This window comes from Streptomyces canus, assembly GCF_030816965.1.
Lineage (GTDB): Bacteria > Actinomycetota > Actinomycetes > Streptomycetales > Streptomycetaceae > Streptomyces > Streptomyces canus_E.
The window spans coordinates 5,129,596-5,149,445 of record NZ_JAUSYQ010000002.1 but is presented as its reverse complement, the minus strand read 5'-3'; the positions used below and the strand labels follow the sequence as shown (position 1 = coordinate 5,149,445).

The following is a 19,850-nucleotide window of genomic DNA, read 5'->3' as shown; positions in this document are numbered from 1 at the left end:
GGGACCGACGGAGAGGGCTGGTAGGAAGCTATGGAAGAGCCGCGTCGCCTCGGCGGCCGGTACGAGCTGGGCCAGGTGCTCGGCCGTGGTGGCATGGCGGAGGTCTACCTCGCCATGGACACGCGCCTCGGCCGCACAGTGGCGGTGAAGACGCTGCGCGCGGACCTCGCGCGTGATCCGTCCTTCCAGGCCCGGTTCCGCCGGGAGGCCCAGTCGGCCGCCTCGCTCAACCATCCCGCGATCGTGGCGGTCTACGACACGGGCGAGGACTACATCGACGGGGTCTCGATCCCGTACATCGTCATGGAGTACGTCGACGGCTCCACGCTGCGCGAGTTGCTGCACTCCGGCCGCAAGCTGCTGCCGGAGCGCTCCCTGGAGATGACCATCGGGATCCTCCAGGCACTGGAGTACTCCCACCGCAGCGGCATCGTCCACCGGGACATCAAGCCGGCGAACGTGATGCTCACGCGCAACGGCCAGGTCAAGGTGATGGACTTCGGCATCGCCCGCGCCATGGGCGACTCCGGCATGACGATGACGCAGACCTCCGCGGTCATCGGCACCGCGCAGTACCTCTCGCCGGAGCAGGCCAAGGGCGAGCAGGTCGACGCGAGGTCGGACCTCTACTCCACCGGCTGTCTCCTCTACGAACTGCTGACGGTCCGTCCGCCCTTCGTGGGCGACTCCCCGGTGGCCGTCGCGTACCAGCACGTACGCGAGGAGGCGCAGCCCCCGTCAGTCTTCGACCCGGAGATCACGCCCGAGATGGACGCCATCGTCCTCAGGGCCCTGGTCAAGGACCCGAACTACCGCTACCAGTCGGCCGACGAGATGCGCGCCGACATCGAGGCCTGCCTCGACGGCCAGCCGGTCGCGGCCACCGCGGCGATGGGCTCGGTGGGCTACGGCGGCTACCCGGACGACCAGCCGACCACGGCCCTGCGCGCCGACGCGGGCGCCACCACGATGCTGCCGCCCATGAGCCCGGACGACGGCGGCTTCGGCTACGACGACCGCCCCGACCGGCGCCGCCAGAAGAAGTCGAACACCTCGACGATCCTTCTGGTGGTGGCGGGCATCCTGGTGCTCGTCGGCGCGATCCTGATCGGCAAGTGGATCTTCAGCGGCAACGGAGGCGCGGGCAACGACCAGGTGGCCGTGCCGAACGTCGTCAACCAGTCGCGGGCCGACGCCGAGAAACAGCTGGGCAACGTCGACCTGAAGGTCGGTGAGGTCACGCAGAAGGCGTGTGAGAACACGGCCAAGGGCAACATCTGCGAGACGACCCCGACGAGCGGCACCAAGGTCGACAAGAACTCCGCCGTCAACCTCGTGGTGTCCACCGGGGCGCCGAAGGTGGCCGTGCCCAGTGTCCTCGGCCAGGATGTCGACACGGCCACGGAGACCCTGGAGAGCGACAAGTACGGGCTCGTCGTCAAGACCAAGCAGGAGGAGTCCACCGAGAAGGTGGGCAAGGTGCTGAAGCAAAATCCGGAGCTGGGCGCGGAGGTGGAGAAGGGGTCCACCATCACCCTCACCATCGCCAAGGCCGAGGAGAAGTCCACGGTCCCGGACGTCATCGGCCGGTCCTGTGATGACGCCAAGGCACAGATGCAGCTGAACAACCTCGTGGGCAACTGCACCGACGTGGAGACCGACGACACCAACCAGATCGGCAAGGTCATCGCGACCTCGCCGACGGCCGGCACCCCGGTCGACAAGAACTCGACGGTCAACATCCAGATCGGCAAGGCGAAGGACAAGACCGAGGTCCCGGACGTCCGCGGCCAGACGGTCGCCCAGGCCAGGCAAATCCTCAACAACGCCGGCTTCAACAAAATCCAGTTCGCGAACGGCAGCGACCCGAGCGACACCGCGCTCGTGGCCCAGCAGGATCCGGGCGGGGGCAACGAGGTCGACGACCCGGGCAACACCCCGATCACCCTGGCCACCGTGAGCGTCGGCGGCGGCAACAACAACGGCGGCAACAACGGCGGGGGCTTCCTCGGAGGCGGGAACGGCTAGCCGCACAGCACCACACGAAAGAGCCCCGGCCCCCTTGTAGGGGCCGGGGCTCCGTCGTGTCCCCACCTCCGCAGGCCGGTGTCGATGCGATGTCGGGCAGTCGTCCACAAGGGCCAAAGACGTTCTACGCGGGGCAGAGTTGGTCCGGCCTCGAACACAGCTCATCCTCAGCCCGCTCTCCAGCCCCGCTCACCCGGTGACTGGGAGGAGATCCGTGGCCTTTCCCGTCTCTTCGAACTCGATGTCACCACCACCTCGCTGGAGGTTCTCGATGACACCGCGGCCCTGGACAGGGCGCGATCCACCGACCGCATCCGAGGCACCGACGCACTGCCCGACTCGGTGGAACTGTCCAGGTGGTGGCGATGATCGTGCCTTCATATGTGACTACTCGTTGATCGGGTGGGGCGGGGTCTCTATCTCTGCCCTGGCCACACGGCCACACCACACACGGAAGGGCAGTACGTGATCAACGAATCGGCACTGCTGGAATCGAAGACCCTGCGCGACGGCGTCCTGGAACGCACGGACGTACTCGACAGGGTCAAGGCACTGTCACTGCTGCCGGACGGGATGCACGTGACCACGGCGATGGTGGCGGCGTACTTCGAGGTCGCAGTCAAGACACTTGAGTCGGGCGTCGAGGATCACCGGGAAGAGCTGGCGTCCAACGGATACCAGGTCCTGACAGGTGCGCCACTGGCCCTCTTCAAGAGGGCCAGTGGGATCCAGTCGCGTTCCAAGGCGCTCGCTCTCTTCTCCCGCCGAGCCGTCCTCAACGTCGCCATGCTCCTCCGCGACAGCGAAGTCGCACGTCAGGTGCGTGTGTACCTCCTGGACATGGAGTACCTGGCCCGCGCCCAGCCTGTGGATAACTCTGTCCACACGGACACCGTCTCCCTCGACGACCGCATCGACCAACGCATCACCCACATCCTCGGCAAGACCGTCGTACCGATGTTCAACGCCCTGATCGAAACATCAGGCGAGCACCGTAAGGAACTGATCGCCCTGCGGGCAGGAGTCCAGCGCATCGAGCGACGCCTCCACCAGCACCACACCCGACTGCAGCGACTCGAAGGCGTACGAGACGACCGGCCCGCCGTCGGAGTCATGGCCGCCATGGACGCCATGAACGGCCGCACGTTCGAACACCACATCGCCAAGCTGCTGCGCCGGGACGGCTGCACCAACGTCGTCGTACAGGGCGGTCACGGAGACCGGGGCGTCGACATCATCGGACTCACGCCCGACGGCCGACGCCTTGTCGTCCAGTGCAAGAGGTTCGCGCCCTACCTCAACATCACCAGCCCCGACATGCAGAGGTTCGTCGGGGCTGCCAAGGTTCTCCACGGCGCGGAGGTGGCGCTGTTCGTGGCCACCTGCCCGTTCACCTCCGAGGCCCTGAACATCGCCGCCGAGACCGGGATCACCGTCGTACACCGTGGGCTGCTGGAGCAGTGGAGCGCCGGGGAACCGCTGGAAGTCCTGGAGTAGGCACGGCCCGACGCAAAGAGGCCCGAAGCCGCAAGAGATAGTTGCGGCTTCGGGCCTTCGCCATGCTAGGTGACTGAGGTCCTCAAAGGACCTCAGTCACCTCACCGCAGTTCCTTCGGCAACGTCCGCTCACTGTCCACCTTCTCCGTGCGGACCAGCTCCCCCCACACCACGTACCGGTATCGCGAGGTGTACACCGGCGTGCACGTCGTCAACGTGATGTAGTGGCCCGCCTTCTTCTTGCCGGACTCCTTGGGGATCTGGCCGAGGACCTTGACGTTGTACTTCGAGGTCTCGGCGAGAACGGCGTAGGCCTTGTAGACGTACCACTCGTCCTTGGTCTCGAAGACGATCGCGTCGCCCTTTTTGATCTTGTCGATGTTGTGGAACTTCGCGCCGTGGCCGTCGCGGTGGGCGGCGAGGGAGAAGTTGCCCTTCTTGCCGCTGGTGGGGAGCGTGGCCTTGACGGGGTCGGTGTAGTAGCCGGCGACGCCGTCGTTGAGGATCTTCGTCGAGGTGCCCTTCTCGACCAGGACCTCGCCGTTCTTCATCGCGGGGACGTGCAGGAAGCCGATGCCGTTCTTGGTGTCCAGCGCACCGGGACCGCCGGTGGTCCGCTCGGTCCAGCTGTCGCGCACCTTGTCGGCCTGTTTGTCCGCCGCGCGGTCCGCGACGACGTTCGTCCACCACAGCGAGTAGACGACGAACAGGCCGAGCACCAGGCCCGCGGTGATGAGGAGTTCACCGAAGACGCTGACCGCCATGGCGATCCGGCCGGTGCCGCGGCGACGCGGCGCTGGGGTGCCGGTGTTCTGCTCTTGCTCGGTGGTCGCTGCCACTAGTCATCTGCCCTTACTGGACGAGCGCATCCGGCTTGCCCTTGCTGCGCGGCCGTTCCTCGACCATCTTGCCCCAGACGATCAACCGGTACTTGCTGGTGAACTCCGGCGTACAGGTGGTGAGGGTGATGTAGCGGCCGGCCGTGGTGAAACCGGATCCCTTGGGGATGGGGTCGATCACACTCGTGTTGCTCGGAGCCGTCACCGGCAGCGTCGACGTCATCTTGTAGACGAAGTAGTCGTCCTGCGTCTCGACGACGATCGCGTCGCCCGGTGAGAGCTTGTTGATGTAACGGAAGGGCTCGCCGTGGGTGTTGCGGTGCCCGGCGAGGGCGAAGTTGCCGGTCTTGGCGTCGGGCATCGCCGTCTTGAGCGCGCCCTCGCTGTAGTGCCCCACCATGCCCTTGTCGAGGACCTTCTTGTTGCTGACGCCCTCGGCGATCGGCACCACCACGTCCAGCTTGGGGATGTGCAGCAGGGCGAAGCCCTGGCCCGGCTCGAAGGTGCCCGGCGCGCCCTTGCCGCTCGCCCAGTCGTTCTGGAGGCTGCTGGCCTCCTTGTCCGCCTGCGCGTGCGCCCGCACATTCGTCCACCACAGCTGGTAACTGACGAACAGCAGCATCAGCACGCCGGTGGTGATGAACACCTCACCGAGCGCGCGGCTCGCGACGACGGCCGCGCCGGGTTTGCGTGCCTTTGCCTGCCGACGGGCCTCGACACGGGAAAGCGGCTTCCCGTCCGGCGACTCCTGCTCGGACTGCGATTCGGGGGCGGCTCCGCCACCATGACGCCCGTGACGGCCCTTGGCGGCCTTCCTGCGGGCCGCACGGCCGCCCTGTGGGGATCCAGTGGCGGATGTGACGGAAGAGGCCGTAGAAGCGGATATGGGAGGCGGCGGGGGATCGAGGATCCGCAGCGCCACCGTCTCGTCATCGCCCGGTGGTACGTACGGCTCATCGGCCGGTGGTACGTACGGCGCCGACGCCCCGCCCGAAGGCGCCCCGCCGAAAGACTCCTCGACGTAGGGCTCCGCGACGTAGGGCTCCTCGGCGTAGGAACCACCGCCGAAGGACTCCCCGCCGTAGGGATCGCCGCCGTAGGACTCGTACGACGCGTCGCCGTACAAGTCCTCGCGCTCGGGGCGCAGGGCCGTCACGCCGTGGCCCTGCCCACCACCGGGGCGAGCCCCGCCGACCTCGCCACCGCGCCCTGGTCCCCGCACTCCACCAGCCAGTTGGCCAGCATCAGGTGCCCGTGCTCCGTCAGCACCGACTCCGGGTGGAACTGCACGCCCTCGACCGGGAGTTCACGGTGCCTCAACCCCATGACGATCCCGTCGTGCGTCCGCGCGGTGACCTCCAGCTCGGCCGGAACCGTCGCCGGCTCGGCGGCCAGAGAGTGGTACCGGGTCGCCGTGAACGGCGTCGGCAGCCCGGCGAAGACACCCTTGCCCTCGTGCTCGACGAGGGAGGTCTTGCCGTGCAGCAGCTCGGGGGCGCGGTCCACGACACCGCCGTACGCCACCTGCATCGACTGCATGCCGAGGCAGACACCGAAGACGGGCACCCCGGTCGCGGCGCAGTGGCGCACCATCTCGATGCAGACCCCGGCCTCCTCCGGTGTGCCGGGTCCGGGCGACAGAAGGACGCCGTCGAAGCCGTCCTGGGCGTGCGCCGTCGACACCTCGTCGTTGCGCAGCACCTCGCACTCCGCGCCCAGCTGGTAGAGGTACTGGACCAGGTTGAAGACGAAGCTGTCGTAGTTGTCGACAACGAGAATGCGCGCGCTCACTGGTTGTCCACCGTCACATCGTTGAAGGGCAGCAGCGGTTCGGCCCACGGGAACACGTACTGGAACAGGACGTAGACCACAGCAACGACCAGCACGAGTGAGAGGAACGCCTTCACCCATGCGTTCCCCGGCAGATGCCGCCAGATCCAGCCGTACATGCCGTCCCTTCCGTCGCACCACGGCACCAGACTCACGCCGTACCGCACCAGACTAACGGCGCAGGGCAACAGGCTTGCCGTCCTCCACAGGCTGTGTGGAGTCCAGGTGCGCCCAGACGATCAACCGGTGGCTGTGTCCCCACTCCGGATCGCACGTGGTCAGCGTGAGATAGCGGCCAGGCCGCGTGTACCCGGATTTACGTGGCACAGGATCGATCACCTCAATGTCGGTGGGCACTGTTTTGTAAGGCCCTTTGTCGATCCGATACGTGAACCAGGTGGTCCCGTCGGTCAGGACGACCGCGTCACCGCGCCGAAGTTTGGGAAAGTCCTTGAACGGATCCCCGTAGGTGCGCCGGTGCCCGGCGACCGAGAAGTTGCCCCGCTGACCGAGCTGCGCGGTGTTCGTGTAGTGACCGAGGCCCTTCTTCAGGGTGCCGACCTGGGTGCCTTCGAGCACGGGCTTGTTCCACGTGAAACCAAGCCGCGGAATGTACATGATCGCGAAGGGCTGCCCGCTCCGGTACGGCGCCGGCTCCGCCGGAGTCGCGGTGGCACCGGCCGTCGCCTTCGGCTGCTGCACGCTCCCCTTGGACCACTGGTTCTGTAACTGGTCGATCTGGTCGTCCATGACGGTGTCGGCCTTCACACCGGTCCAGAACAGCACATAGGCGACGAACAACACGATCAGGGCGCCGACGGTGATGCACAGCTCGCTGACGGTCCTGACGACGACACGCACCGGCGGCTCCAGGGGCTCACATCGCGCTCACTCCACGGGCTTGGCGTACTGCAGATCCACTGTGCCCGAGTAGCCGGGAAGAGTCACCGTGCCGTCGTCGGCGACATTCCAGCCGAGGCCGTAGACATTGACGTAGACCATGTAGTTCTGGATCGCCTTGGAGTCCGCGAGCGCCTGCTTCAGCTTCCCCGGGTCACCGACCGCCTGGATCTTGTACGGCGGCGAGTAGACGCGGCCCTGGAGGATCAGGGTGTTGCCGACACAGCGCACGGCGCTGGTGGAGATCAGCCGCTGGTCCATGACCTTGATGCCCTGCGCGCCGCCCTTCCACAGGGCATTGACCACGGCCTGGAGGTCCTGCTGGTGGATGACCAGGTAGTCGGGCTGAGGCTCGGGATAGCCGGGGAGCTTGGCGGTGGCGTTCGGCGGGGCGTCGTCGAGCGTGACCGTGACCGCCTTCCCCTTGATCTTCTGGGTGCCCGCCCTGCCCTCCAAGGCGGCGAGCTTGTCGTCCTCGGCTTTGGTGCTGCCGTCGTCGCGCTCGGCCAGTGCCTCGACGTCCCGGCGCAGCGAGCCGTTCGACTCGTCGAGCTCACCGTTGTTGTGGCTGCGCTCCTGGATGAGGTCCGAGAGCTTCAGCAGGGACGCGTCCGTGCGGATGTTGGTGCCCTTGGCCGTATTGAAACTCGTGAAGAAAATGAGTCCCGCGAGAGCGAAGACGGCCACCGTGAGCAGTCTCACCGGCCGGAAACTCCGCCTGCGGACAGGACTGGATCCGGGCTGGGGTGAGTCGGCAGAATTGCTCAACGTACCCTTATCTCCTTCGGCGCTACGGAAGCACTACGCTAACGGACGCCCGGGGGAGCACTCAGTGTCCCCTTGTACGCTGCCCCGAGCCCGACAAGTTACCTGCGCGGCCACGCAGCGCATCGACAGGAGAGACCCTCGTGCCGAAGTCACGTATCCGCAAGAAGGCCGACTACACGCCGCCCCCGGCGAAGCAGGCGACCGCCATCAAGCTGACCAGCCGCGCGTGGGTAGCCCCCGTGATGCTGGCCATGTTCCTCATCGGGCTCGCCTGGATCGTCGTCTTCTATGTGACGGACGGCTCGCTCCCCATCGACGCTCTGGACAACTGGAACATCGTGGTGGGCTTCGGCTTCATCGCTGCCGGATTCGGCGTCTCCACCCAGTGGAAGTAACTCTCCCCAGGGGTATCCGCTGAGTTATCCACAGCCTGGAGCATTTTCCACAGGACCTGGGGAAAAGACGACGATCTGTGGATAACCCGTCGGACGTTGACGCCGGTACGACCATCGCACCAGCTCCCGCAAGCATGTTCGCCCCCTGCCTGACCTGCTCAAACGCGGGTCAGCGACAGGGGGCGCAGCTGTTCCCGCACTGTATGCACAAGATCCGGCACTCGCTGTGGACAACGGGCCCGCTCAGGTCAGCTGGGCGGTCCTGAACAGCGTCATACCCACGATGACCAGCAGGACCAGCGCGCAGGTGCCGTACTGCACCAGCGACCGCCGCTCGCGTGGGGCGTGGACCATGCCGTACCCCGTGATCAGGCCTGCGACGAGGCCACCGATGTGGGCCTGCCAGGAGATGCTGCTCCAGCCGAAGGTGAAGATCAGGTTGATCACCAGGAGGGCGATGATCGGCCGCAGGTCGTAGTTGAGCCGTCGCATCAGGACCGCGGTCGCGCCGAAGAGGCCGAAAATGGCACCGGAGGCGCCGAGTGTCTGGGTGCCCGGATCGGCCAGCAGGTAGGCCAGGGCGCTGCCCGCGAGACCGGAGACGAAGTAGACCGCGAGATAACGGGCACGGCCCAGGGCCGCTTCGAGGGGGCCACCGAGCCACCACAGGCTCAGCATGTTGAAGCCGATGTGCCAGATCTCCTGGTGCGCGAACATCGAGGTGACGAGGCGGTAGTACTGCCCGTCCGCGACCCCCACGGTGGGTGTGAACGGCGCCGGCGGCCAGGCAGCGATGAGGCTGAGGTCCGTCGCCAGGGAGTCCTTGGCCTGGATGGCGATGAACACCGCGACGTTGATCCCGATCAGGATCTTGGTCAGCAGCCGGGGGTCGGCCGTGACCGTCCCGCCCGCGAGGGTGCGGGGCCTCGCCGCGGCCGGAGCCGGTCCGCCGCTCCCGTCGCGCACGCATTCGGGGCAATGGAAGCCGACGGAGGCGCTGACCATGCACTCGGGGCAGATCGGGCGCTCGCAGCGGGTGCAGCGGATGCCGGTCTCACGGTCCGGGTGCCGGTAGCAGCCAGGCAGGTTCTGGGCCTCCGGTGAACTGCCCGCCTCCTGATTCATGCCATCCCCTAAATCGCCCTGAGTCGTCGTACCCACGTGCACCGCCCCGCTCATCCTTACGGTTGAGCGGGGCGTTTGGTTCCCTTCGTGGTGGTCGCCCGGGGCTCAGCCCTGGCGGGTCTCCACGACGACCTGCTCGATGACGACGTCGTTCACCGGCCGGTCGTTGGGGCGGGTGGTCTTGACGGCGGCGATGGCGTCCACGACCTTCTGGCTGGCCGCGTCCGTGACCTCGCCGAAGATGGTGTGCTTGCGGTTCAGCCAGGCCGTCGGGGAGACGGTGATGAAGAACTGCGAGCCGTTGGTGCCGGGGCCCGCGTTGGCCATGGCGAGCAGGTAGGGCTTGTTGAAGCCGAGGTCCGGGTGGAACTCGTCCTCGAACTCGTAGCCGGGACCGCCGATGCCGGTGCCCAGCGGGTCGCCGCCCTGGATCATGAAGCCGCTGATGACGCGGTGGAAGATCGTGCCGTCGTAGAGCCTCTTGGTGGACTTCTCACCGGTGCCCGGGTGCGTCCACTCGCGCTCGCCCTGGGCGAGTTCGACGAAGTTCCTGACCGTCTTCGGGGCGTGGTTCGGCAGGAGCCGGACTTCGATGTCGCCGTGGTTGGTCTTCAGGGTGGCGTAAAGCTGCTCGGCCACGATCTGCCTTCCGTTGTCTTCTTGTGCCCGACCGATCCTCGCACGGATCCGGCCGAGGAGGGTCCGGGCAGGGGCGCGGAGCAGCGATCCGTGGCATTGTCGTGGACAAGCTCCTGTTGCCACGTATTGATCCGTTATTGATCCGGATGCCCGCCCTCAGGTGTCGGGCTGCACTCCGGCAGGCATGATCCGTAAAAGGGTGGAAAGTCGAAATACCATACGCCACCGAGGAGGAGGATCCCGTGACCCGCATCGACAGCGTGCGCGCCGCGACCGGCTCGGCGAAGGACAGCGTGCTGCACGCCGCGGAAGTGGTGGCGCCCTACGCCGACACGGCCAAGGACAAGGCCTCGCACTACGCGACGGAGGCACGCGTACGGCTCGCGCCGAAGGTCTCGCAGGCGGCTGAGCAGGCGCGTGTCCAGTACGGCGCCCATGTCGCGCCGCGCCTGGAGCAGGCCCGTACGCATGTTCCGCCGAAGGTCGACCAGGCCGCTCACGAGGCTGCCGTACGTACCCGGAAGGCGGCCCGTCAGGCTGCCGACTACTCCCGTCCGAGGATCGAGCAGGCCGTCGCCGCGGCCGGTCCGGTCCGTGATGAGGCCACGGCCCGGAGCGTGGCCGCACTGGCCGCACTGCGCGGCCAGATCACGCCCAAGGAGGTCCAGAAGCTGGTCCGCAAGCACGAGCGGCGGGCCCGTGCAGGACGTCTTGCCAAGGCGCTGGCGGTCGTGGGTGTCGTGGCGGGCGGTGCCTTCGCCGCCTGGAAGTGGTGGGACAAGCAGGCCAATCCCGACTGGCTGGTCGAGCCGCCGGCCGCGACCGAGGTGCCCGAGACGGGCCGGCTGACGTCCGTGGACGGCAGCGGCCAGTCCGTCCTGGACCCGGAGGTCCAGGCGAAGGAGGCCGAGGAGGACGCGGCGAGGCACGACGAAGGGCGCTGACGCCGACACCGGCGTGTACCAGTGGTGGGGCGGAAGTTTTCCGCCCCACCATCATGTTCACCCGACGGTGTGACTCGACCGGTGCGGCAGGGCCCCGGTGCGCCACAGTTCGCAGGGTCACGTCTCCGCACCGGATGGACCGCCGCCCTGATGAAGCCCTCGCGCCGTGGGTCGGCCGCCCTGGCCACCGTACTGCTGCTCCTGGCTTCGGCCTGCACCGCTCGCGCCCCCGAGCCCTCGGCGGTTTCCGCGTACGGCGCGTACGTCGGCTACGAGCCGGCCGACGTGGGCCGTCTCGGCGAACTCGGCGCTTGGCTCGGCGGGCCCGCGCCCCGGGTCGGGCATGTGTATCTGCCTGGCGACCGCTGGAGCAACATCGAGGGCGCGCCGGGCTTTCTGGAGTCCTGGGCGTCATGGCGGCGGGCCGACCCGCGGCGGATGTTCGTCCTCGACGTGCCGATGCTGGAGCGCAGCGAGGCCGATCTCCCGGACGGCACGGTCCGCACCGAGCTGCGGCGCGGGGCGGACGGCGACTACGACGGCCATTTCCGCACTCTGGCCCGCCGACTGACGGCTCTCGGCGTCCCGGACGCGATCGTCGTGCTCGGCTGGGAGATGAACGGCACCACCTACACCCACCGCTGCGGCCCGGACCCGGCCGCGTGGAAGGCGTACTGGTCCAGGGTCGTGCGGGCGATGCGCTCGGTACCCGGTCAGCGCTTCCGCTTCGAGTTCACGCCCAACCGCGGCCGCGACGCGATTCCGTGGCCGCGCTGCTATCCGGGCGACGAGGTCGTCGACATCATCGGCATGGACGCCTACGACGCCCCGCGCGGCCTGCGCTTCACCGACCAGGTGAGCGAGCCGTACGGTCTGCTCGCCCACGTCCGCTTCGCCCGCGCCCACGGCAAACCGTTCTCGTACCAGGAGTGGGGCCTGTACGAGAACGGCGACAACCCGGCGTACATGCGCGGCATGCTCACCTGGTTCGCCCGGGAGCGCCCCCTCTACCAGGCCATTACCGACTACTGCCCGCACGGCGTGTGGGGCTGCCGGGCCCATCCGAGGTCGTCAGCGGTCTACCGCTCGCTGATGAAGTAGGCCGGTGTGTCCGGGCCGGTTCGCGGGGTGCCGCTCGCGCCGGCTCCAGCGCGTACGCGGCCACGGAGGTGGGCTGCGACACCCGGGGGCCCTGTGTCCGTGGTGGGCGGGGAGCCAAGGGCGCGGCTGGGCGGATTGCACCGCTGGTCGACGCCGGTGGTGTGGACGTCGGAGACGTTGAGTGCCAGGCAGTCGGCCCCGTCCACGGCGGCCTGGTGCAGGGCGTGGGCCGGCGCGCGCGACATCGGTCATACGGCCAGGGATTGCCGACGTCGAGGCAAGCAACGCGAGACGCTCCGCTGTGTCCGCCTGGGGACAGCTGTCCGGAGTGCGCACCGCGGGCCCGGGTTCGCGGCGGTCAGCCAGACGGCCTGCGGGCGGGTGGCGAACCTGTCCAGCGACGCCGCGTGCTCGGTGCGGTCCGGGCGGCGTTGCTCGGCGGGCTGGAGCGCGGTGGGGGCATTCCGATCGACCCACGAGGCCGGACCCGGCAGGACGCGACCGGATTTCCGAACCGGCTCCCCTCCGCACACGAAAAACCCCTCTGCCTGCATATCCGCAGGTCGGAGGGGTTTCCTGAAGTGGAGCCTAGGGGAGTCGAACCCCTGACATCTGCCATGCAAAGACAGCGCTCTACCAACTGAGCTAAGGCCCCGGGAAGTGAAACGTCCGCCGGAAAACCACGTACCGGTGGGCGCCGCAGACCAGAGTACCGGGTCACCCCCAGTATTCCGCAAAAGGATTGGGGGTCCCCGCGAACGACCACTCTCCGTAAGATGCTCGGCGTGGTTCGCTGTCGCGAACCACGGATTTTTGGGGAAGCGATGGGGAGACGCACATGGACGCCGCACAGCAGGAAGCGACCGCAAGAGCGCGGGAACTGCAGCGGAACTGGTATGGGGAGCCGCTGGGGGCGCTCTTCCGTAAGCTCATAGACGACCTCGGCCTCAACCAGGCTCGTCTCGCGGGGGTACTGGGGCTGTCGGCTCCGATGTTGTCTCAGCTGATGAGCGGTCAGCGGGCGAAGATCGGCAATCCCGCCGTGGTCCAGCGGGTACAGCTGCTGCAGGACCTGGCGGGGCAGGTCGCGGACGGCAGCGTGAGCGCGGCCGAGGCGACCGAGCGCATGGACGAGATCAAGAAGTCGCAGGGGGGCTCGGTGCTCAGCAACACCACGACCACGACGAGTAGTTCAGGAGCGCCGACGGTCAAGCGGGTCGTCCGCGAGATCCAGTCGCTGCTGCGCTCAGTGGCCGCCGCCGGGGACATCATCGACGCGGCGGACACCCTCGCCGCGACCCACCCGGAACTGGCAGAGTTCCTCCGGGTCTACGGCGCCGGCCGCACGTCCGACGCGGTCACCCACTACCAGTCCCACCAGAACTGAGCCGTCCGCCCGGTAGCCGAAGGGGGTTCGGCAGCCGGGCCGGGGGCTGTGCAAGCAGCACGGAGGAGCGCGGGGGGTCGCGCTTCTCGCCGGGGGCTGACACACGGGGGTGTGTCAGCCGCCGAGGAGACGGGGAACACGGGGCCGTATCTCTCATCCGGGAGGCCACGAGGGGTCGTATCGCTCATCGAGGGGGAAGCAAGGGGGTAACCGCAGGGGGAGGAGCGACGCGCAGTCATGGGTGAGGTGTTCGCCGGCCGGTACGAACTGGCCGATCCGATCGGACGCGGAGGCGTCGGCGCCGTCTGGCGTGCCTGGGACCACCGGCGCCGCCGCTATGTGGCCGCCAAGGTCCTGCTGCAGAGCGACGCGCACTCCCTGCTGCGCTTCGTCCGCGAACAGGCCCTGCGGATCGATCACCCCCATGTCCTCGCGCCCGCCAGCTGGGCCGCCGACGACGACAAGGTCCTGTTCACGATGGACCTGGTCGCCGGCGGTTCGCTGGTCCATCTGGTCGGGGACTACGGCCCTCTGCCACCGGTTTTCGTCTGCACCCTGCTCGACCAACTCCTCGCGGGGCTGGCCGCGGTGCACGCGGAAGGCGTCGTGCACCGTGACATCAAGCCCGCCAACATCCTGCTGGAGGCCACCGGCACCGCCCGCCCGCGACTGCGGCTGTCCGACTTCGGCATCGCCATGCGGCTGGGCGAACCGCGCCTGACCGAGACCAACCTCGTCGTGGGCACGCCCGGCTATCTCGCCCCCGAGCAGATGATGGGGGCGGAACCGGACTTCCCTGCCGACCTGTTCGCCGTCGGCCTGGTCGCGCTGTACCTCCTGGAGGGCGCCAAGCCCGACGCCAAGGCGCTCATCCAGTACTTCGCCGCCCACGGCACTCCCGGAGCGCCCCAGAGCGTCCCCGAACCGCTCTGGCAGGTCGTGGCCTCGCTCCTCCAGCCGGACCCCCAGGCCCGCTTCCGCACCGCCACGGGGGCCCGCAAAGCCCTCGCCGCGGCCAGAGAACTCCTCCCGGAGCCCGGCCCCGACGACGAGTCCATCGAAATCTTCGACCAACTCGGCCCCCTGCCCCCCGGTTTCGGCCCGGAAGGCCCCCTCAAGCGCGCCCCGGGCGTGGATCCGAACAGGACACGGAACGGGGTCTTCGGAGCGGGGGGAGATCCGCGCTTCGGTTCCGGTGACGGAGGCGAGGGGTCTTTTGGTGGCAGCGGGGGGAGCGGGGTGCCCCTCGGGGGCGGGGTGCCTTCCGGCGCCGGCGGAGGAAGCGCGGGGGCCTTTGCCGTCGGCGGAGAAAGCGGGACGGCTGACTGGCGGGGCGCTGGTGCCGGGGCAGGGGCCGGTACTGGGCCGGGTGCCGGTGTCGGCTCCGGTGCTTCTGCTGGACCCAGCGCTGGTGTGGGGTCGGGAGCCGACTTTGGTGCCGGTGTTGGGTTCGGTGCTGGTGCCGACGTTGCTTCCGGTGCAGGTGAGGCGAACGGGGCGCCTTCTTGGCCCGGCGGCCAGGGCCACGGCGAGACGTCTCGGCCCGGTGCGGCCAATGGGGGCGGTGGGGCGTCCTCGTGGTTCGGTGAGGGAAACGGGGTGGGCTCCCAGCCCGGTGAAGCGGGTCGAACTCCCTTCCAGCCAGGCGAAGGGAATGGGCCGGCCTCCTCCCAGCCCGGTGAAGCGGGTGGAGTTCCCTCCCAGCCCGGTGAAGCGGGTGGAGTTTCCTTCCAGCCGGGCGGAGGAAGTGGGCCGGCCTCCTCCCAGCCCGGTGAAGCGGGTGGAGTTCCCTTCCAGCCAGGCGAAGGAAGTGGGCCGGCCTCCTCCCAGCCTGGAGAGGCGAGCGGGGCCCCTTACCGGCCCGGCGAAGGCCACGGGTGGTCCTCCCGACCCGGAGTCCCAGGCGGGGCGCCCTCCTGGCAAGGCGAAGGCAGGGGAATACCTCCCCACCCACGCGAGGCCAGTGACGCGCCCAACCAGCGAGGAGGGGCGAATGGCGCTCCTTACCCGCACGGTGAAGCGAACGGGCCTGTGTCCCAGCCCGGTGAGGACAGCGAGTCGCCCTGGCCCGGCCAAAGAAACGCCACACCCTGGCCCAGCGAAAGCAACGAAGCGGCCCGACCCGCCGAGGACAGCGCATCGCCCCGACCCGGCCAAAGAAACGCCACACCCTGGCCCAGCGAAGCCAACGAAGCGCCCCGGCCCGGCGAAAGAAGTGCCACGCCCTGGCCCAGCGAAGGCACCGAAGCAGCCCCGCGCTCCCGGGAGGGCACTCCCGTATCTCGGCCTGGCGAAGGAAACACGCCGCCCTGGTCCGGTGAGGCGAACTCGACGTCCTGGCCCAGGGAATCGAATCCGGCGCCATGGCCCGAGCGAGCCAACCCGCCCTCCTGGGCCGGCGAGGCGGGCTCCCCACCGTCCCCAGGCGCCAACGCCCCGGCCGCTCACCCCCACACCGGCACGGGAGGCACCGATGTGTCTTTCCCGAGCACCACGCCCGGAAGGGGCTCCGAAACACCCTGGCCCATGCACCACACCCCACCCGCCCCCTCCCAGCCACCCTCGGTGTCGGACACCGGCAGTTTCCCTCTGCCACCGCCCCGGCCCGTGGACTCCCGTTCCCAGCCCTCCACCCCACCGGAGCACCAGGCACAGCCGCATCACCAGCATCCGCAGGCCCAAGGACAGCCATACCGGCCTGCTCCGACCCACTCCGCCTCCATCTCCCCCCACGACCCCACACCCCCGACACATGTCCTGCCCTCCCCCCAACCCCTCGCCTCACGCTTCCCCACGCAGACCCCGACACCAGTCCCGCACCAGCCCCACGCCGATACCTCTACTGCTTCGTACACCGCTCAGAGCCCGCAGGTTCCACCCCCCACCCCGTCACTTTCGCGAGCACGCCGCAGCGGCCCGCCCGCAAAGGCGGCAATCGCCCTCCTGCTCCTGGCCCTGGCCTGCTACGCCGTGGGGTTCTGGGCACTCGCCCAGATCTGAGGACCCGGCACCTCGGACAGCCCGCGATCCCAAGCCGCCCGCGCCACGGGGAGCCCACCTGCAGCCCTGCATCACCCGCAGGGCTGACTCAGCCGCAGTCCTGCCTCACCCTCGCCCCGAAAACCCACGCGGGCACCGACCGGCGGCAAGGCAGCCACACGCAATCCGGAAGAGCCCATGGTCCCCCGCCCCGGTATTCCCAAGGCCCCAGCACGCCATGAGCCCTGCAATCCCCAAGCCCGGCCCGCAGGCCCCGCATCCCACATCCAACAGCGCAAGCCAACGCCCAGGCAGGCCCGACCCCGCCCCCTACACCCCGGCCGCCCTCCGCCGCCCCACCACAGCCCACACCCCGAGCACCACCAACACCACGGTCCCCGCCCCGATCCCCCCGACGGCCACCAGCTTCATTCCGGCATCACCGCCGCCACCACCGTCACCGTCGCTCGAGTCCGCCTCGCCCACCGCCCCGGAGTCCCGCCCGAGAAGCCCCACCTGGAAGATTCCCGACGGCTGGGACCGTCCCGCGTAACCGGGCCCGACCGTCGCCTCCCCCTTCACCCGCACACGCAGCATCAGTCCAACCGGCTGGGCGCCGAACTCCTCGCCCACCCGCGCAGCGAGATGCACGACGAGGTAGTAGGCCCCGGCGAACCGCATGCCGTTCACCCGGTCGGAAACGGCGTACCGGTTGTCGTACCCCACCGGCGGAAGGGCAGCGAGAGCACCCGACTTCTGGCTGCCGTTGTAACTGATGCTCGTGGCATCGACGAGTCCGCGCACAGGGTTGTACAGCGCCAGATTCACGCCCCCCGGCACGAAGCCCCCACCCGCCCCGCCACCGCTCGAACTGCTCAGGTCGGCAGTGGCGTACACCTGCTGTCCCCAGTCGACCGGCACTTCGTAGAACAGCGTCTGCCCGGGCGTTATGTCGTCACGCCAGACCCCCTGCTCCAGCGCGGTCGCCGAGCTGAATCCCCCGCCGCCCCGCACCCGCACGGCAGCACCGGCGGGAGGCGAGGGCGTGGCCGAGTCCCAGGCCTCGGGCGCACTGGTCGAACCAGCCTTCCGCAACCGCGGTTCCAGCACGGGCGCGAGCTCCAGGTCCCAGTCGCCCGGCGAGGACTCGGTACGCAACACCCGCTCGACGACGACGTAGTACGTACCGGCGCCCTGGCACAGCGACCGGCTCGGCGAGAGCTGACGAGCGCCCCACACCGTGAGGGGACGCGGGCTGCGGCCGGCACCGATGCTGGCGGTGTCCGCCGCGGAGCAGGAACGGCCGTCGGCGTCCTGAACGGACACCCTGACGCCTTCGGTGGGGGTGACCGCCACGTCCGTCGGGGGTACGGCCGTCGCGGCGACGTACACGGTCGACGTGCCGTCGAGTTGGAGGCGGTAGTAGACCTTGCCGTCACTCGGCAGCGAACTCCGGTACGTCGTACCGGGTTCAAGGCTCTCGGCGTCCGCGGTGTCCGCCGCTCCGGTGACCGACGGGGCGTCTCCGTCGAAGACGTACGAGGAAGCCGTAGCAGAGGAAGAAGGAGAGGCGGAGGTGGAAGGAGAGGCGAGGGTGGACGAAGAGGCGGGGGGAGACGTGGAGGGCGAGGCGGAGGCGGCGAAGCCAGGAGACACCGGCGCACCAGCCCCCGCGCCCAGCACGATCCCCACGACGGCCACCCGCCACCACGCCGTACGCCGCCCCATCCCGCGCCACCCCTCCGTGCCCGAGCCCGAACTCCTACGACCGTCATCGATGCGACACGACCACCTGTGCGGCCGGCCGTGGCCCATCCTGCCCCGCCGGACCGCCACCCACCCTCGCAATCCGTACGACCGTCCGAAACCCCGGCCTCCGACCCTGGGCAACACAAAACCCCGACCGCAACAACGGCCGGGGTCTGTTCAGAATCGGATCTCGGTACTCACGAACCCGTGGGCACGGAGTCAGTCGCCTCCGTCCACAGATCCTGCTCGGCGCGATCCGCCTGGATCTGGCGGTACACGAGGAGCCCGCCGATGGCGGCCAGTGCGACCAGGAGAAGCTTCTTCACCGCGCGACCTCGTCTTTCCTTGACGTAGGGGACCTCTGGCGCCCGACTATACACACCGACCGATACCGATCGGTGACCTGTGTCCGGGCCCTCAACTCCCGTCGCGAGCGGTCCAGTAGAAGCGGAACAGGCATCTCCGATCAGAGGGTGATCACACCTCCACGGACGGTCACTTCGATACCTATAGTCAGGTTTCTCCTATTTTTCTCCCCTTATGCACCCATCCGTGTGGTGTTCATCCGAAGATCGACGCGCCACAGGCTCGGGTCCGTGATTTCGCGACGCCTATACACATCATGAGGAAAGTACGCAAATCGACCGACCCGAAAGTGAGGGACCATGGCCCTGAACAAGGTCATGAAGCTGTGGACCGTCGTCATCACCGCCTTCCTCGCGCTGTTCACGGCGCTCGGACTCATCACGACGACCGACGCCGCTGCGGTACCGCAGACCCAGCCGGACCGCAACAGCGCCGTCGCACACCCGGAGCCCCCGGCGATGTCCCACGGCCTCTGGTCCTACGCCAGATCCCTGCCTCCCACGATGAAGCAGCGCATCCGGGCCGAGGCCCACGGCAAGACCCCCAGCTGCCGCCCCCGCTCCCTCGCCGCCACTGACACGCCCGCGGACACGGACTCGGACTCGGACACAGCCGAACCGGCTGCAGCGGGCTGTGCCTGACGTCACTGCACGCCACTGCAGCACCCGAGAAGCTCCTCAACGCATTGAATACGCACCAAAGACGCACCAAAGACGCATCGAAGAAGCGCCGAAGAAATGACGACGTCGCGCACAGCACCACACGGAAACACCCGCCCGTACGCCGAAGACCCCCAACCGGAACCGGCTGAAGGTCTTCGTGTCCGGCAGAGCCAAGAGGATGGGCTCCGGAGGACGCCTCACACGATGGACGTGCCGTCCGTGTGCGCCGGCCCCAGCCCCCGCTCAGGCGTTCTCACTGACGCCGTTGGCCCAGAACACAGAACTCATTGCCTTCAGGGTCTGCCATGACGACCCACGACTGGTCACCCTGGCCGATGTCGACACGCTTGGCACCATGAGCTTCAAGGCGAGCCACCTCGGCGGCCTGGTCATCAGGCCTGAAGTCGAGATGCAGCCGACTTTTGACCTTCTTGCTCTCGGCGATCCTGACGAAGTCCAACCCCGGCAGGCGATCCGGCTCCGGGCGGATCTCGAACTCCTCATCGGAGGAGTGGACGACCACCCAGCCAAGAGCCTCGGCCCACCACTGCCCCAGGGCCGTCGGATCCACCGAGTGAACGATTACCTGTTCCCATTCCAAGGTCATCTGCCGAGTCTAGGCACACGAGATCTTCGAAAAC

The 19,850-nt window shown here is 68.4% G+C and carries 19 protein-coding genes, 1 tRNA gene and 1 pseudogene; 8 read left to right on the top strand and 13 right to left on the bottom strand.

Annotated features, from left to right (window positions below; translation table 11 throughout):
- Nucleotides 1–30 precede the first annotated feature (30 nt).
- Together pknB and QF027_RS24710 are read left to right on the top strand one after the other, a co-directional pair.
- Nucleotides 31–2,028: a Stk1 family PASTA domain-containing Ser/Thr kinase gene (gene pknB, locus QF027_RS24715; protein WP_306978856.1), complete on the top strand. Its 1,998-nt coding sequence runs from the start codon at nt 31–33 to the stop codon at nt 2,026–2,028.
- A 465-nt stretch (nt 2,029–2,493) separates the two neighbouring features.
- A complete protein-coding gene (locus QF027_RS24710; protein ID WP_307077111.1) occupies nt 2,494–3,525 on the top strand; it encodes a restriction endonuclease in 1,032 nt (343 codons plus the stop codon).
- A 101-nt stretch (nt 3,526–3,626) separates the two neighbouring features.
- Here the strand turns inward: QF027_RS24710 and QF027_RS24705 are convergent, their stop codons facing one another.
- The 6 genes from QF027_RS24705 to QF027_RS24680 are packed head-to-tail and all read right to left on the bottom strand — an operon-like array spanning nt 3,627 to nt 7,862.
- Nucleotides 3,627–4,364, bottom strand: coding sequence for a class E sortase (locus tag QF027_RS24705; RefSeq protein WP_307077109.1), 738 nt, complete (start codon nt 4,362–4,364; stop codon nt 3,627–3,629).
- Nucleotides 4,365–4,377: 13 nt separating this feature from the next.
- The gene (locus QF027_RS24700; RefSeq protein ID WP_307077107.1) at nt 4,378–5,520 is read right to left on the bottom strand and encodes a class E sortase; all 1,143 of its coding nucleotides are present in this window, start codon (nt 5,518–5,520) and stop codon (nt 4,378–4,380) included.
- Nucleotides 5,517–6,155: an aminodeoxychorismate/anthranilate synthase component II gene (locus QF027_RS24695; RefSeq protein ID WP_125192026.1), complete on the bottom strand. Its 639-nt coding sequence runs from the start codon at nt 6,153–6,155 to the stop codon at nt 5,517–5,519. The genes QF027_RS24700 and QF027_RS24695 overlap by 4 nt, the downstream gene beginning before the upstream one ends.
- Nucleotides 6,152–6,349: a hypothetical protein gene (locus QF027_RS24690; RefSeq protein WP_199873683.1), complete on the bottom strand. Its 198-nt coding sequence runs from the start codon at nt 6,347–6,349 to the stop codon at nt 6,152–6,154. The genes QF027_RS24695 and QF027_RS24690 overlap by 4 nt, the downstream gene beginning before the upstream one ends.
- Nucleotides 6,350–6,365: 16 nt before the next feature.
- The gene (locus QF027_RS24685) at nt 6,366–7,055 is read right to left on the bottom strand and encodes a class E sortase (RefSeq protein ID WP_306978876.1); all 690 of its coding nucleotides are present in this window, start codon (nt 7,053–7,055) and stop codon (nt 6,366–6,368) included.
- A gap of 27 nt (nt 7,056–7,082) precedes the next feature.
- Nucleotides 7,083–7,862, bottom strand: a complete 780-nt coding sequence (locus tag QF027_RS24680) for a DUF881 domain-containing protein (protein WP_307077105.1) — start codon at nt 7,860–7,862, stop codon at nt 7,083–7,085.
- Nucleotides 7,863–8,002: 140 nt separating this feature from the next.
- On the opposite strand from QF027_RS24680, the gene crgA reads away from it, so the two are divergent.
- Complete coding sequence (gene crgA, locus QF027_RS24675; RefSeq protein ID WP_069759519.1) at nt 8,003–8,257, top strand: cell division protein CrgA; 255 nt, start codon at nt 8,003–8,005, stop codon at nt 8,255–8,257.
- Nucleotides 8,258–8,500: 243 nt separating this feature from the next.
- Here crgA and QF027_RS24670 read toward each other — a convergent pair whose 3' ends face one another.
- On the bottom strand, nt 8,501–9,382 hold the full coding sequence (locus QF027_RS24670) for a rhomboid family intramembrane serine protease (RefSeq protein WP_307077103.1): 882 nt from the start codon (nt 9,380–9,382) through the stop codon (nt 8,501–8,503).
- A gap of 105 nt (nt 9,383–9,487) precedes the next feature.
- Complete coding sequence (locus QF027_RS24665) at nt 9,488–10,021, bottom strand: peptidylprolyl isomerase (protein ID WP_306978883.1); 534 nt, start codon at nt 10,019–10,021, stop codon at nt 9,488–9,490.
- A gap of 242 nt (nt 10,022–10,263) precedes the next feature.
- Here QF027_RS24665 and QF027_RS24660 point away from each other — a divergent pair, with 242 nt between their 5' ends.
- A complete protein-coding gene (locus QF027_RS24660) occupies nt 10,264–10,965 on the top strand; it encodes a DUF5324 family protein (RefSeq protein WP_306978884.1) in 702 nt (233 codons plus the stop codon).
- A 150-nt stretch (nt 10,966–11,115) separates the two neighbouring features.
- Nucleotides 11,116–12,066, top strand: coding sequence for a glycoside hydrolase family 26 protein (locus QF027_RS24655; protein ID WP_307077101.1), 951 nt, complete (start codon nt 11,116–11,118; stop codon nt 12,064–12,066).
- Here the strand turns inward: QF027_RS24655 and QF027_RS24650 are convergent.
- Nucleotides 12,045–12,311 carry a hypothetical protein gene (locus QF027_RS24650; protein WP_307077098.1) on the bottom strand — a complete coding sequence of 89 codons (267 nt, stop codon included), beginning with the start codon at nt 12,309–12,311 and terminating at the stop codon, nt 12,045–12,047. The two genes, QF027_RS24655 and QF027_RS24650, sit on opposite strands and share 22 nt — an antisense overlap.
- Before the next feature lie 337 nt (nt 12,312–12,648).
- A tRNA-Ala gene (locus QF027_RS24645) sits at nt 12,649–12,721 on the bottom strand.
- 183 nt (nt 12,722–12,904) lie between these two features.
- Here QF027_RS24645 and QF027_RS24640 point away from each other — a divergent pair.
- Both QF027_RS24640 and QF027_RS24635 read left to right on the top strand, forming a co-directional pair.
- Nucleotides 12,905–13,453, top strand: a complete 549-nt coding sequence (locus QF027_RS24640; protein ID WP_306978889.1) for a helix-turn-helix domain-containing protein — start codon at nt 12,905–12,907, stop codon at nt 13,451–13,453.
- Nucleotides 13,454–13,690: 237 nt separating this feature from the next.
- Nucleotides 13,691–14,590, top strand: a pseudogene (locus tag QF027_RS24635) (serine/threonine-protein kinase); the annotation flags it as partial.
- Between the two features lie 2,172 nt (nt 14,591–16,762).
- Here QF027_RS24635 and QF027_RS24630 read toward each other — a convergent pair.
- Both QF027_RS24630 and QF027_RS24625 read right to left on the bottom strand, forming a co-directional pair.
- Nucleotides 16,763–18,160, bottom strand: coding sequence for a hypothetical protein (locus QF027_RS24630; RefSeq protein ID WP_307077096.1), 1,398 nt, complete (start codon nt 18,158–18,160; stop codon nt 16,763–16,765).
- Nucleotides 18,161–18,378: 218 nt separating this feature from the next.
- A complete protein-coding gene (locus QF027_RS24625) occupies nt 18,379–18,507 on the bottom strand; it encodes a DLW-39 family protein (protein ID WP_003999697.1) in 129 nt (42 codons plus the stop codon).
- Between the two features lie 339 nt (nt 18,508–18,846).
- On the opposite strand from QF027_RS24625, the gene QF027_RS24620 reads away from it, so the two are divergent.
- Nucleotides 18,847–19,188 carry a DUF6344 domain-containing protein gene (locus QF027_RS24620; RefSeq protein WP_307077094.1) on the top strand — a complete coding sequence of 114 codons (342 nt, stop codon included), beginning with the start codon at nt 18,847–18,849 and terminating at the stop codon, nt 19,186–19,188.
- Between the two features lie 274 nt (nt 19,189–19,462).
- Here QF027_RS24620 and QF027_RS24615 read toward each other — a convergent pair whose 3' ends face one another.
- A complete protein-coding gene (locus QF027_RS24615) occupies nt 19,463–19,816 on the bottom strand; it encodes a VOC family protein (RefSeq protein ID WP_306978895.1) in 354 nt (117 codons plus the stop codon).
- Nucleotides 19,817–19,850: the final 34 nt, after the last annotated feature.